The following is a 14,053-nucleotide window of genomic DNA, read 5'->3' as shown; positions in this document are numbered from 1 at the left end:
TAGGCTGCCTGCCCATGCGGAAGCTGTTGATCTGCTTGATGACCCTGCTGAGCCTGGCCATCGGGGGGACCGCCGTCGCCACCGCCGCTCCCATCGGGGTCACTCAACCGTCGGGATCGGTGCCGATTCCCGACGGGCCCGCCCAGGCGTGGGTGCTCGCCGACATGGACAGTGGCGCCGTGCTGGCCGCGCGCGACGAGTACGGCCAGTACGCGCCCGCAAGCACGATCAAGGTGCTGCTGGCGCTGACGGTGCTCGACGAATTGCCCCTCGACGCCACCGTGGTCGCGAACGAGGCCGACACCCAGGTCGAATGCAACTGCGCGGGCGTGACGCCCGGCATGGTCTACACCGCGCGCCAACTGCTCGAGGCGCTGCTGCTGGTGTCGGGCAACGACGCGGCGAACACGTTGGCCACCATGCTCGGCGGCCACGACGTCGCCATCACCAAGATGAACGCCAAGGCCGCTTTGCTCGGCGCGCACGGCACCAACGTGGGCTCACCGTCGGGACTCGACGGCCCCGGTATCGACATGTGGTCGTCGCCGCACGATCTGGCGGTCATCTTCCGCGCCGCGATGGCCAACCCGGTGTTCGCCTCGATCACCGCCCAGCCGACCGCGGTCTTCCCGACAGAGGCCGGCGACAAGGTTCTGGTCAACCAGGACGAACTGCTCAAGCGGTATCCGGGCACGCTCGGCGGCAAAACGGGATTCACCGATCGCGCCCAGAAGACCTTCGTCGGCGCCGCCGAACGCAACGGCCGCCGACTGGTCGTCGCGTTGATGTACGGCATGGACAAGCCCGGCCAGCCGACGTACTGGGATCAGGCCGCGAGCCTGTTCGACTGGGGGTTTGCGCTCAATCCAGGAGCCAGCATCGGCACGCTGTGACCGCGCCCGTGAGTTGCTGAATCGCAACCGATCCGAGACCGGGACGGGGAACGCGGGCGATACGCTCGGCGGCCATGCGAGGCATGTTGGCTGCGTCGGCCATTGCGCTGGCCACCGCGCTGACCTTGGCAATGAGCCTGGCCATCGGCGTCGCGTCGCCGGCGTCCGCGCAGCCCGGAAGCGAACCGTCAGGCGCCGTCGCGCTGCCGGACGGGCCGGCGCAGTCCTGGTTGCTCGCCGACCTCGATACCGGCCGGATCCTTGCTTCCCGCAACCCGCACGAGCCGCACGCGCCCGCGAGCACCATCAAGGCGCTGCTCGCCATGGTGGTGCTCGACCAGCTTCCGCTGAACGGGGTGATCGCGGCCCGTCCGGCGGCAGCCGACGTCGAATGTTCTTGTGCCGGAGTGAAAGCGGGGCGTGCCTACACGGTGCGTCAACTGCTCGACGGGCTGATGCTGGTGTCGGGCAACGACGCCGCCAATGTGCTTGCCGACGGTCTCGGCGGCTATCGAATCGCGGTCGCGAAGATGAACGCCAAGGCGTCGGCCCTGGGGGCGCGCAGCACGCGCGTCTCCTCCCCGTCGGGTCTGGACGGTCCGGGGATGGAGTCGGTCACCACCGCCAATGACCTCGCGATGATCTACCGCCAGGCGCTGCGGTATCCGGCGTTCGCCGCGATCGTGCGCCAGCCGTCGTCGCTGTTTCCGACCGACAACGGCCCGAAGACCATCACGAACCAGAACGAGTTGCTGAAGCGGTATCCGGGCACGCTCGTCGGCAAGACCGGCTACACCAATCTGGCCCGCGACACGTTCGTCGCTGCCGCGCAACGCAACGGTCGGCGGCTGGTGGTCGCGCAGCTGTACGGCAACGGCGACCTCTACGGCCAGGCGATCGACCTCTTCGACTGGGGCTTCAGCCAGCCCTAAATCTTGTGCGAGCGACCGCGTTTGCCGGCGACACGCCGCCATTGCGCGGCATTTTGCGGTCGCTCGCGCGTCACGGGAAAGTGCGGCCCCGCAGGATGACGAGATCCGGCTGGTTGACGACGGAGGCGCCGAGCCGCGGATCGTCGGCGTAGCACACCAAATCGGCGGGTGCCCCGTGCTCCATGCCCGGCCGGCCCAGCCACTCGCGGGCGCTCCAGCAGGCAGCACCCAGTGCCTCGGTGGCGCTCATGCCGATGCCCTTGAGCGCGTCGATCTCGTCGGCTATCCGACCGTGCGCGACCATGCTGCCGGCGTCGGTGCCGGCATAGAGCGGCACGCCCGCCTCATGGGCGGCGGCGATTCGCGGCGCACACCGCTCGTACAGGTCGCGCATATGACGGGCATACGCCGGGTATTTGGCGGCGCCGTCGGCGATGCCCGGAAAGTTCTCGATGTTGATCAGCGTCGGCACCAGCGCGGTGCCGTGCTCGACCATCAGGTCGATGGTGTCGTCGGTCAGGCCGGTGCCGTGCTCGATGCAATCGATACCGGCCTTGATCAGCCCCGGCAGCGCGTCTTCGCCGAACACATGGGCGGTCACGCGGGCGCCGTTGTCGTGGGCGGCGCCGATCGCGGCCTTGAGCACGTCGTCGGACCACAGTGGTGCCAGATCGCCGACTTCCCGGTCGATCCAGTCGCCGACGAGCTTGACCCAACCGTCGCCGAACCGCGCCTGCTCGGCCACCGCGGCCGGCAGCGCGGACTCGTCTTCGAGTTCGATCGCGAATCCACGCTGGTAGCGCTTCGGCCTGGCCAGGTGGCGGCCGGCCCGGATGATCTCGGGCAGATCGTCGTGGTCGGCGAGGCTGCGGGTGTCGACGGGCGACCCGCAGTCGCGCAGCAGCAGCGCCCCCGCGTCGCGTTCGACCTCGGCCTGCTCGATGCAGTCGTCGAGGTTGTCCAGTGGGCCGTGCGCACCGAGTCCGACGTGGCAGTGCGCGTCGACGAGCCCGGGCAGTATCCAGCCGCCGTCAAACGCGGTCTCAGCCCCGCTCACTGGTTCGGCGCTCAGCACGCCGTCGACGATCCACCACTCCACGGGCTCCTCGTCGGGAAGTCCCCGACCGCGCACATGGAGGCGCACCCTACTTCTGGCCCGGGAACTTCAGCTTGGACAGGTCGATGTCGGCCAGTCCCGGTGGGAGCTCGTCGAGGCCCTTGGGCATGTCGGACAGATCGGGGAACCCCGCCGGCATCCCTGGCGTTCCTGCGCCGAGCGGATTGCGCACCTTCGGCGGCGTCGGCCCGCTCCCCTTCTTCCGGCCCTTCTGCCCCTTCTTACCCTTCTTGCCCTTGCGGTTGGATGGCTTGCGGCCGAACGGCATTCCCATCTGCCCGGCCATCTGCGACATCATCTTGCGGGCCTCGAAGAACCGCTCGACAAGCTGGTTGACCTCACCGACCGACACACCGGAGCCGTTGGCGATGCGAAGGCGGCGCGAGCCGTTGATGATCTTGGGGTCGGCGCGCTCCTCGGGTGTCATGCCGCGGATGATCGCCTGCAGGCGATCGAGTTGCTTGTCGTCGACGGCGGCCAGCGCATCCTTCATCTGGCCCGCACCGGGCAGCATGCCGAGCAGGTTGCCGATCGGACCCATCTTGCGGATCGCCAGCATCTGCTCGAGGAAGTCCTCCAGCGTCAGTTCGCCGCTGCCGATCTTGGCGGCCGCCTCCTCGGCTTGCTGGGCGTCGAAGACCTGCTCGGCCTGCTCGATCAACGACAGCACGTCGCCCATGCCGAGGATTCGACTGGCCATCCGATCGGGGTGGAAGACGTCGAAGTCCTCGAGCTTCTCTCCGCTTGAGGCGAACAGGATCGGTACACCCGTGATCTCGCGGACCGACAGCGCCGCCCCGCCGCGGGCGTCGCCGTCGAGCTTGGTCAGCACGACGCCGGTGAAGCCGACGCCCTCGCGGAAGGCCTCGGCGGTCGTGACGGCGTCCTGGCCGATCATCGCGTCCAGCACGAAGATCACTTCGTCGGGGTCGACGGCCTGCTTGATCGCGGCGGCCTGACCCATCAGCTCCTCGTCGATACCGAGGCGGCCCGCGGTGTCGACGATGACCACGTCGAAATGCTTGGCCCGGGCCTCGGCGAGACCGGCGGCGGCGACCGTGACCGGATCACCGGGCGCCGCGTCTGCGCCGCCGTCGGCCGATACGCCCGGGTGTGGCGCGAAGACCGCGACGCCGGCGCGCTCGCCGACGATCTGCAGCTGACTCACGGCCCCCGGCCGCTGCAGGTCGCATGCCACAAGAAGCGGCGTATGCCCTTGCCCGCGAAGCCATTTCGCGAGCTTTCCGGCCAAGGTCGTCTTACCGGAGCCTTGCAGACCGGCCAGCATGATCACGGTCGGCGGAGTCTTGGCGTACGCCAGCGTGCGGGTCTCCCCGCCGAGGATGCCGATCAGTTCCTCGTTGACGATCTTGACGACCTGCTGGGCCGGGTTGAGGGCGCCGGACACCTCGGCGCCGCGGGCGCGCTCCTTGATGCGGTTGACGAAAGCGCGCACGACGGGCAGCGACACGTCGGCTTCCAGCAACGCCAACCGGATCTCACGGGTGGTCGCGTCGATATCGGCGTCGGTCAGCCGCCCCTTGCCACGCAGGCCCTGCAGGGCGCCGGTCAACCGGTCGGACAGGGATTCAAACACTTAAGCCTCCTGCGGCCTAGCCTAACTGGCCTCGGAGACCGCCTTGGCGGGCGGCGGCGCGGGTAGCACCGCGTACAGGTCGCGCTCGAGCTCATCACGTACGGCGCCGGCGTCGCCGGGGACCACGATGCCGAAGACATCCACCACCGAGGAGCCCAGCGTAGTCACCTTCGCCCAGGCGATGTCGACGCCATCGCGCTCGAACACCGCGGTGAGCCTCGCCAGCAGACCGGTGCGATCCGCGCTGCGGATCTGCACGATCAGCTCGCCCGGGCTAGCGCCCTCCGACCACAGGACGCGCGGCGGTGCGGTCACATGGTTGATCGGCACGGCGGCCAATACCTCACCCGCACGGGTGGTGCCGTGCTGCGCGGCGTCGCGATCGCGGCGGTCGAGTGACTCGAGCACGTCGAGTTCGCCGTCGAGGGCGAGGATGAACTGCTGACGCAAAAGCTCGCCGGCGGGTGGTGATCCGAAATGCGGTGAGACGACGAACGTGTTGATCGCCGAGCCCTGGTGGCCGTTCACCGACGCCGAGTGCACCCGCAGCGAATTCAGCGCCAGCACCCCTGCGGCTTTCGACAGCAGCCCCCGTCTGTCCGGCGCGATGATCGTGACGTTGTAGATGTGCGGGCTGTCCGCCGGCGTGAGCTCGACGTGCACACCGACCTCGGCCGCCAGTGAAAGATACCGCGGGTCAATGGGATCCGGTTCGGGCAGTGGCTCGCCGGCCATCACCGTCTTGCACCGGTGCACCAGGTCGCCGATCAGCGACGCCTTCCAGTCGCCCCAGACGCCAGGGCCCGTCGCCAGCGAATCCGCTTCGGCGAGCACGTGCAGCAACTCCAGCAGCACCGCGTCGCCGTCGAGATCAGCGACCACCGATTCGATCGTGTTGGGGTCTTGCAGGTCGCGCCGTGTCGCGGTGTGCGGCAACAGCAGATGGTGACGCACGACCTTCGACAACACCTCGACGTCCGAGGGCCACAGGCCCAGTCGAGTGCCGATCTGGGTCGCCAATTCGGCGCCGATGATGCTGTGATCACCGCCGCGTCCCTTACCGATGTCGTGGCACAGCGCGCCCAGCATCAACAGGTCGGGGCGGGACACACGCGTGGTGAAAGCGCTTGCCCGCGAAACTGTTTCGACGAGGTGTCGGTCGACGGTCCAGATGTGCACGACGTCACGCGGCGGAAGGTCGCGGACCGCTCCCCACTCCGGGAACAGCCTGCCCCACAGACCGGTGCGGTCCAGCGCCTCGATCGTGGCGACCGCCGACGGCCCCGCAGCGAGCATCACCAGCAGGTCCTTCAGAGCCTGCCGCGGCCAGGGCGTGCGGAGCTCGGGCGCGGCCTCCGCAAGCCGGGCCAGCGTGGACGCGGCCATCGGCAGCCCCGTCGTCGCCGAGGCGGCGGCCACCCGCAGGATCAGGCCTGGATCGCGTTCGGGACGGGCGTCGCGCGCGAGGATCACCTCGCCGCCGAACTCGATGACGCCCTCGTCGAGCGGCCGGCGGGTGGGGCGGCGAAGCGACGCGAAACCGCGGCGGGGCAGCGCGTTCGCCGCGGTGCGGACACCGGCGTCGACGTAGAAGCTGATGGTGCGCGCGGCATCGGAGAGCGTGCGGGCCAGATCGAAGCGGTCCCCGATGTGTAGCGCGGCGCCGATCTCGTCGGCATGCTGGGCCAGCAGCAGGTCGCGGCCGCGCCCGGCGACCCTGTGCAGTTCGGTCCGCACGTTGAGCAACGCCAGATGGGCCTCCCCCAGCGTTCCGAGCGGCGAGGCGGAGGTCCGGTTGGGGTACACGTCGGTCAGCTGCGCGATCGCCAGCGCATTGAGCAATTGCACGTCGCGCAGACCGCCACGGCCACACTTGAGATCCGGCTCGGCACGATGCGCGATCTCACCGCTGCGTTGCCAGCGCGCTCGGGTGTGTTCGACGAGATCGTCGAAGCGCGACGCGATTCCGGTGCGCCACTGCCGACGGGCGCCCGCGATCAGCAATGCCGACAGGTCCGCATCCCCAGCGATGTGCCGCGCTTCCAGCATTGCCAGGCCCGCCGAAATGTCCTCGCTGCCCACCTTCAATGCCTCGGGTACCGTCCTCACACTGTGATCGAGACGAATGTTGGCGTCCCACAACGGGTACCACAACAGCTCTGCTACCTGACCGACCAAGCCGGGCGGCATGTTGTCGTGCAACAGCGTCAGGTCGAGGTCGGAGTACGGCACGAATTCGCCCCGGCCCAGACCACCGGTCGCGACGATGGCGAAGCCGCTGGTGGGTGTGATGCCGACCTCGGCGGCCTTCGTGGTGAGCCAGAACTCGTACAGATCCTGCAGTGCCTGCCGCAGGGCTGCCGAATCCAATTGGCGGGCAGTGCCTGCCAGCAACTGCTTGCTCGCGGCGGCGAGGTCGGTCGCTGGCCGAGACGAGCCCGCCGCCGGCGCCACCCATCGGGGATCGGGTTTCTGCTCAGTCATCTCGTTTTCTCCCGCCCTGTCGAGAACTGCTCATGGTGTCATCGGTCGGGAGACGAACTCTCAGTTCTTCAAGCGGCTCAAAGGGCGTCGGCTCCCCGTTCGCCGGTTCGCACCCGCACGACGGTGTCGACGGGACTCACCCACACCTTGCCGTCGCCGATCTTCCCCGTCCGTGCGGCCTGGACGATGACATCGACCACCTTGTCGACAGCGGAGTCTTCGACGACCACCTCGACGCGCACCTTGGGCACGAAATCCACGGAGTACTCGGCGCCGCGGTAGACCTCGGTGTGCCCCTTCTGCCGGCCGTATCCCTGTACCTCGCTGACGGTCATCCCGAGGATCCCCGTCTGCTCGAGCCCGGTCTTGACGTCTTCGAGCGTGAACGGCTTGACAATCGCAGTAATCAGCTTCATGTAGTCGATCCCTTCCGAGGAAATTGTTGCCGATCAGACGAGCTCGTAAGCGGTTTCGGCATGTTCGGTCTCATCGATGCCGGTGTCCTCGTCTTCCGCGGTAACGCGCCAGCCCAACGGCTTAACGATAAAGGCAATGATCGCCGTCATGATGCCAGTGAAGATGACGGCCACCAAGGCGATCACCACCTGCACGACGAGCTGGCGGATGCCACCGCCGTAGAACAGGCCGGTGTCCATCGCCAAGAAGCCGATGCCGACCGTGCCCCACAGGCCCGCCACCAGGTGCACACCGACGACGTCGAGCGAATCGTCGTAGCCGAACTTGTACTTCAGGCCGACTGCAAGAGCGGACAACACACCGGCGATGACGCCCAGGATCAGCGACCCGATCGGCGACAGCGCACCGCAGGCCGGGGTGATCGCCACGAGGCCGGCGACAATGCCCGACGCCGCGCCGACACTGGTAGCGTGACCGTCCCGGATCCGCTCCACGAGCAACCAGCCGAGCATCGCCGCAGCGGTTGCGACAGTGGTGTTGACCCAGACCTGGCCCGCGATCATGTCGGCCGCGCCTTCGGAACCCACGTTGAAGCCGAACCAGCCGAACCACAGGATGGCAGCGCCGAGCATCACGAACGGAATGTTGTGCGGCCGATAGGCCATCCTGCCGAACCCGGTCCGCTTGCCCAGTAGCAGCGCGAGCACCAGTGCGGCCATGCCGGCGTTGATGTGGACGACGGTGCCGCCGGCGAAGTCGATCGGAGCGACGTTCGCCAATCCTTCTTCGTTCACCCCGAACAGTTTGGCCGCGATGCCGTTCCCGGACGACGACATCAGCCCACCGCCCCAAACCATATGGGCGAGTGGGAAATACACCAGGGTGACCCAGATTCCGCCGAACACCAGCCAGGTCCCGAACTTCATCCGCTCGGCCACCGCACCGCTGATCAGTGCGACCGTGATGACCGCGAAGGTGAGTTGGAAGCCGGCCCAGACGATAGCGGGGACCGTGCCGAACCCGCCGAGTACGTAGAGCGTGTTCTCGCCGATCTCCTTGGTTTCCAGAAGTGGACTCAACCCGAAGAGCGCGAACGGATTGTCGAATACGCCGAGGATGTCGCCGGTACCGGTGTGCCCCGATGCGAACGACATCGAGTACCCCCACAACACGTAGATGACGCTGACGACGCCGAGGGTGCCGAACGACATCATCATCATGTTCAGCACCGACTTCTGCCGGGAGAGCCCACCGTAGAAGAACGCCAGACCGGGCGTCATGAACAGGACGAGCGCCGCGGCCATCAGTACCCACGCGGTGTCGCCCGCGCTCAACCCTTCCGGGCCGAACGGCGCGAACGCATCATCGGGAAGAGCCAGGGGTAAGGCTGAAACCACTTTGTGTGAACCTCCTCGGGAAGTGCGCCGATCGGATCGGCCTCCCGAAGAGACTCTTCGGCCCGCGTTTCACCGGTGATTCTGTTCGGTTTCCAGTAAGTGAACGCGCACGCGAGAAGCGTTACGCTCGTGTTTCTGCGAGCGGCCGCCAGCAAAAACGGTGTCTGCCGAGGTCCTTGGCGAGTGCGAACGCCTACCCGAGGAGCGCGTCGACGAAGGCCGCCGGCTCGAATGGCGCGAGATCGTCGGCCCCCTCCCCGAGCCCAACGAGTTTCACCGGCACCCCGAGTTCCTGCTGCACCCGGAAGACGATTCCGCCCTTGGCCGTGCCGTCGAGTTTCGTCAGCACGACACCGGTGATGTCGACGACTTCAGCGAACACCCTGGCCTGCGGCAGCCCGTTCTGGCCGATCGTGGCGTCGAGCACCAGCAGTACCTCGTCGACCTCGGCGCGGCGGCTGACCACCCGCTTGACCTTGCCCAGTTCGTCCATCAGACCGGTCTTGGTGTGCAGCCGCCCGGCGGTGTCGATGACGATGACGTCGGCGCCGTCCTCGATGCCTTTGTCGACCGCGTCGAAGGCCACCGATGCGGGATCGGCGCCCTCCGCGCCACGCACCACATGTGCGCCCACCCGCGACGCCCAGGACTGCAACTGATCGGCCGCGGCCGCCCGGAAGGTGTCGGCCGCGCCGAGCACCACGCGGCGCCCGTCGGCGACCAGAACGCGGGCCAGCTTGCCGACGGTGGTGGTCTTGCCGGTGCCGTTGACCCCGACGACCAGCAACACCGACGGCTTGTCCGCATGCGGCAGCGCCTTGATCGACCGGTCCAGGTCGGGCCGCAGTTCGGCGATCAGGACCTCACGCAGCACGGCGCGGGCGTCTGCTTCGCTGCGCACGTTGCTGCTGGCCATTCGGGCGCGCAGCGACGACACCACCGATTCCGTCACGACCGGTCCGAGATCGGCGATCAGCAACGTGTCCTCGACCTCTTCCCAGGACGCCTCGTCGAGGTCACCGCCGCCGAGCAGGCCCAGCATGCTGCGGCCGAGCGCGTTGTGCGACTTGGCCAGGCGGCCACGCAGGCGCTCCAGCCGGCCTTCCGTCGGTGCTATCTCGTCGAGGGCCCGAGCGGGCGGTGCGCTGTCGGGGGCGGGCGCTGTCGGAGTCGCAGCGGGCTTCTCCAGAGGCTTTTCGACCGGCGCCTCGGGCAGCTGGACTTCGGCGATCGGGCGCTTCGGCGAATCCCGCGGAATCGTGGCGTCATCGCCGACCGCGGGCAGGCCGCTGGTGTCGATCCGCTCGGCCGGCCGGGCCGGTGCCGACTGGGTGAACGTGATGCCCGAGGACGCCGTATAGCCCCCGGAGCGGTCGATTTCGGGGGCCGTGTCGGCCTTCGAAAAGCTGATCCGGCGGCGGCGGTATCGCACCAGACCAACGACCAGCGCGGCGATCAGCAGTACGGCGATGACCGCAATCGCGATCCACAAACCAATCCAGGCAGCTTCTGTCACCGCGCCATTGTCTCAAGGTGACTCGGCGTCGACGCCCCGGGTGCATGCGATTTGTGCACGTTTCGGAGCGCTCAGCGCTCAGCGCTCCTCGATGTGCACAAGTCGGCTAGTTGGTGGCCGCGACCAATTCCTGACCGCGCATTCGCTGGCTGATCACCGCGGTGATGCCGTCGTCGCGCATGGTCACCCCGTACAAGGCGTCGGCGACTTCCATCGTCGGCTTCTGATGCGTGATGACGATCAGCTGGGAGCGCTCACGCAGTTGCTCGAACAGGCTGATCAGCCGGCGCAGGTTCACGTCGTCGAGCGCCGCCTCGACCTCATCCATCACGTAGAACGGCGACGGCCTGGCGCGGAAGATCGCGACGAGCATCGCGACTGCGGTCAACGACTTCTCCCCGCCGGACAGCAGCGACAGGCGCTTGATCTTCTTGCCCGGCGGCCGCGCCTCGACCTCGATCCCGGTGGTGAGCATGTCGTTGGGGTCGGTCAGCAACAGCCGGCCCTCGCCGCCTGGGAACAGCGCGGAGAACACCCCACGGAACTCGCGTTCGACGTCGGCGTACGCCTCGGTGAACACCTGCAGGATTCGTGCGTCGACGTCATCGATGACGTCGAGCAGATCCTTGCGCGCGCCCTTGACGTCCTCGAGTTGGGTGGACAGGAAGTTGTAGCGCTCCTCGAGCGCGGCGAACTCCTCGAGCGCGAGGGGGTTGACCCGGCCCAGCTCGTTGAGCTCGCGTTCGGCCTTCTTGGCGCGTCGTTCCTGCGTCGCGCGGTCGAACGGCATCGGGGCGGGCGCGGTGACCTGCTCGCCGCGCTCACGCGCCTGCTCGAATTCGGCCATCTCCAGTTCCGTCGGCGGCAGCGGCACGTCCGGGCCGTACTCGGCGACCAGATCATCGGTCGCCATGCCGAACTGTTCGAGGATCTGTTCCTCGAGCTGCTCGATACGCATTGCCGCTTGCGCTTTGGCGACTTCGTCCTTGTGCAGCGCCTCGGTCAGACCGTTGACCTTGATGGTGAGCTCGTTGACCTCGTCGCGCGTCTTGGCCAGCGCGGCGGTGCGGTGCTGGCGTTCGGCGGCAACCTCGTCACGAGCGCGGGACGCCACCGCCACCACGGCGCTCAACCGCTGTGCGACAAGGCGACCCGAGTCCGCAACCGCGGCGGCCACCCCCGCGGCGTGCTGACGCGATTCGCGGGCACGAAGGGCGCGCAGCCTCGCCTCACGCTCGGCGGCCGCCGCCCGGCGCAGCGAATCCGCCCTTCCGCGAACGGCATTCGCGCGCTCCTCGGCGGTTCGCAGCGCCAACCGGGCCTCCACCTCGGCGCCGCGGGCCGTCTCGGCGGCAGCCATCGTCTCCTGCCGGTTGATGGGCTCGGCTTCGAACGTCGGCTCCTGCTGGGCGTTGTGCAGACGCTGCTCGAGCCCGGCGAGCTCCTCGACGGTGCGGGATCGGTTGGCCTCCAACTCGTCTCGCTGCTGGATCAGCCGTTGCCATTCGTCGTCGGCGGCGCGGGCCTCCTGGCCGAGTCGACCCAGCTGCTCGTAGATCGCCGAGATGGCGGCGTCGGATTCGTTGAGCGCGGCGAGCGCCTGCTCCGCGGCGTCCTGACGGCTCGCCTGTTCGGTCAGCGCGCCGGAAAGGGCCGCCATCAACTCGCCGACCTGCCTCTCGGCTTCGGCCAGCTCGGTGCGGGCTTTCTCGACCTCCGAGGCGATCTCGAGCGTGCTGGGTTTGCGGTCCGACCCGCCGCTGACCCAGCCCGCCCCCACCAGGTCGCCATCGGTGGTGACGGCCCGCAGCTTCGGCCGCGAGGCGACCAGGTCCAGCGCGGCGGCCAGATCCGACACGACCACGACGTCTGCGAGCATCGCCCGGACCGCGCCCCGCAGTCGCGGTGGCGCTTCGACCAGCTCCACCGCCCACACGGCGCCTGCGGGCAACGATTCAGCTTGCGGCGCTGAGTGATCCGGCCAATCACCGAGCACGATCGCTGCTCGCCCACCGTCGGATTCCTTGAGCGCCGCGACCGCAGCGCGGGCGGCCCCTGGACTTTCGGCGGCGACCGCGTCCGCAGCGGCCCCGAGCACCGTCGCAACGGCCACCTCGTAGCCGTTGCGCACCTTCACCAGGTTGGCGATCGAACCCAGAAGCCCTGCGCCACCGCGGTTTTGCTGCAGCCAGGCCGCCCCGTCCTTGCGATCCAGACCGACCGAAAGGGCTTCGATGCGAGCGCGAAGCGAGGCGACCTGACGCTCTGCGCCGCGCTCTGCGGCCTGAAGTTCGGCGACGCGTTCGTCGGCCAGCCGCAGCGCGGTCACCGTGCGGTCGTGGTGTTCGTCCAGGCCGACTTCCCCAGCGTCGAGTTCGCCGACGCGGCTTTGCACGGTCTCGAACTCGGCCTGGGCCTGCTGTGCCCGGGCGGCGGCCTCGTCGATGCTGCCGGTGAGGCGCGCGACGGTTTCGTCGATGGACTCCACGCGGGTGCGCATGGTGTCCACCTGACCAGCCAGCCGGGCCAGGCCCTCGCGGCGGTCGGCTTCGGCGCGGGCGGCGGCAAGGTGCGCACGTTCGGCCTCGGCGGCGACGCGCTCACGCTCGGCCAGCTCGGCACGGGCGCCCTCCAGCTTCGCGCGCGATTCGGTCAGCTCGTCAAGCAGTTGCCGTTCCTGCGCGGCGATTTCGTCCGCCTGGGCTTCCAGGGCATCGGGATCGGGGCCGGTCGACGCCTCCGGCTCGATTTCGAGGTGCTGTGCTCGCTCGCTGGCGATGCGCACTGTCGCACTGACACGCTCGGCGAGCGCCGACAGCGAGAACCAGCTCTGCTGTGCGGCGTCTGCGCGTTCGCTGAGGCCGGCGACCGCCGCTTCATGGGCGGCCAGCTCCGCGGTCTTGGCCTCCAACAGCGTCGCGATCTCGTCGTGCTCGCGGCGCAGCGTGGTCTCGGCCCGGTTGGTGTTCTCGAATTCGGCACGGCGCGTGACGAGGTCGTCGGCGGCCAGCCGCAGTCGAGCGTCACGCAGGTCAGCCTGAATCGTCTGGGCGCGCCGGGCCATCTCGGCCTGCCGCCCGAGCGGCTTGAGTTGACGGCGCAGCTCGGTGGTCAGGTCGGTCAGCCGGTTCAGGTTGGCCGACATCGCATCGAGCTTGCGGACCGCCTTCTCCTTGCGCTTGCGGTGCTTGAGGACGCCGGCCGCCTCCTCGATGAACGCCCGCCGGTCCTCGGGACGCGATTCCAGGATCTCCGAGAGCTTGCCCTGCCCGACGATGACATGCATCTCGCGGCCGATACCGGAGTCGGACAGCAGTTCCTGGACGTCCATCAACCGGCAACTGCTGCCGTTGATCTCGTACTCACTGCCGCCGTCGCGAAACATCCGCCGGGTGATCGACACCTCGGAGTACTCGATCGGCAGCGAGTTGTCGGAGTTGTCGATCGTGACCGTGACCTCGGCGCGGCCCAGCGGCGGCCGTGACGACGTTCCGGCGAAGATGACGTCTTCCATCTTGCCGCCGCGCAGCGTCTTGGCGCCCTGTTCGCCCATCACCCAACTCAGCGCGTCGACCACGTTCGACTTGCCCGAACCATTGGGCCCGACGACGCACGTGATGCCTGGCTCGAAGCGCAGAGTCGTCGGCGAAGCAAACGACTTGAAGCCCTTCAGGGTCAGACTCTTGAGGTGCACGACGTG

The 14,053-nt window shown here is 68.3% G+C and carries 9 protein-coding genes; 2 read left to right on the top strand and 7 right to left on the bottom strand.

Annotation, left to right across the window (positions count from 1 at the left end):
• The first annotated feature begins 14 nt into the window (after positions 1-14).
• Together AU188_RS14485 and AU188_RS14480 are read left to right on the top strand one after the other, a co-directional pair.
• Positions 15-893: a D-alanyl-D-alanine carboxypeptidase family protein gene (locus AU188_RS14485; protein WP_059164400.1), complete on the top strand. Its 879-nt coding sequence runs from the start codon at positions 15-17 to the stop codon at positions 891-893.
• Positions 894-967: 74 nt separating this feature from the next.
• A complete protein-coding gene (locus AU188_RS14480) occupies positions 968-1,825 on the top strand; it encodes a D-alanyl-D-alanine carboxypeptidase family protein (RefSeq protein ID WP_059164399.1) in 858 nt (285 codons plus the stop codon).
• A gap of 70 nt (positions 1,826-1,895) precedes the next feature.
• Here the strand turns inward: AU188_RS14480 and AU188_RS14475 are convergent, their stop codons facing one another.
• The 7 genes from AU188_RS14475 to smc all read right to left on the bottom strand — a co-directional run bounded on the left by AU188_RS14475 (position 1,896) and on the right by smc (position 14,047).
• Positions 1,896-2,969 (bottom strand): metal-dependent hydrolase family protein, encoded by a 1,074-nt coding sequence (locus AU188_RS14475; RefSeq protein ID WP_059164398.1) that lies wholly within the window; start codon positions 2,967-2,969, stop codon positions 1,896-1,898.
• A gap of 1 nt (position 2,970) precedes the next feature.
• Positions 2,971-4,539, bottom strand: a complete 1,569-nt coding sequence (gene ffh / locus AU188_RS14470) for a signal recognition particle protein (protein WP_059164397.1) — start codon at positions 4,537-4,539, stop codon at positions 2,971-2,973.
• A gap of 21 nt (positions 4,540-4,560) precedes the next feature.
• Positions 4,561-7,023: a [protein-PII] uridylyltransferase gene (locus tag AU188_RS14465; RefSeq protein WP_059164396.1), complete on the bottom strand. Its 2,463-nt coding sequence runs from the start codon at positions 7,021-7,023 to the stop codon at positions 4,561-4,563.
• 77 nt (positions 7,024-7,100) lie between these two features.
• Positions 7,101-7,439, bottom strand: a complete 339-nt coding sequence (locus tag AU188_RS14460) for a P-II family nitrogen regulator (protein WP_018600748.1) — start codon at positions 7,437-7,439, stop codon at positions 7,101-7,103.
• Positions 7,440-7,472: 33 nt separating this feature from the next.
• Positions 7,473-8,837, bottom strand: a complete 1,365-nt coding sequence (locus tag AU188_RS14455; RefSeq protein WP_059164395.1) for an ammonium transporter — start codon at positions 8,835-8,837, stop codon at positions 7,473-7,475.
• 193 nt (positions 8,838-9,030) lie between these two features.
• The gene (gene ftsY, locus AU188_RS14450; RefSeq protein WP_059164394.1) at positions 9,031-10,353 is read right to left on the bottom strand and encodes a signal recognition particle-docking protein FtsY; all 1,323 of its coding nucleotides are present in this window, start codon (positions 10,351-10,353) and stop codon (positions 9,031-9,033) included.
• Positions 10,354-10,459: 106 nt separating this feature from the next.
• Positions 10,460-14,047 (bottom strand): chromosome segregation protein SMC, encoded by a 3,588-nt coding sequence (gene smc / locus AU188_RS14445; RefSeq protein ID WP_172799507.1) that lies wholly within the window; start codon positions 14,045-14,047, stop codon positions 10,460-10,462.
• Between the last annotated feature and the right edge of the window lie 6 nt (positions 14,048-14,053).

It is taken from the genome of Mycobacterium sp. IS-3022, assembly GCF_001500065.1.
GTDB lineage: Bacteria > Actinomycetota > Actinomycetes > Mycobacteriales > Mycobacteriaceae > Mycobacterium.
Note: the sequence above shows the minus strand (reverse complement) of the source record. Positions and strands in the feature narration are given on the sequence as shown.

What these genes read in the sequence shown, in the direction of transcription:
- AU188_RS14485 (WP_059164400.1), top strand. Translation starts at nt 15, where the DNA reads ATGCGGAAGCTGTTGATCTGCTTGATGACCCTGCTGAGCCTGGCCATC.
- AU188_RS14480 (WP_059164399.1), top strand. Translation starts at nt 968, where the DNA reads ATGCGAGGCATGTTGGCTGCGTCGGCCATTGCGCTGGCCACCGCGCTG.
- AU188_RS14465 (WP_059164396.1), bottom strand. Translation starts at nt 7,023, where the DNA reads ATGACTGAGCAGAAACCCGATCCCCGATGGGTGGCGCCGGCGGCGGGC.
- AU188_RS14460 (WP_018600748.1), bottom strand. Translation starts at nt 7,439, where the DNA reads ATGAAGCTGATTACTGCGATTGTCAAGCCGTTCACGCTCGAAGACGTC.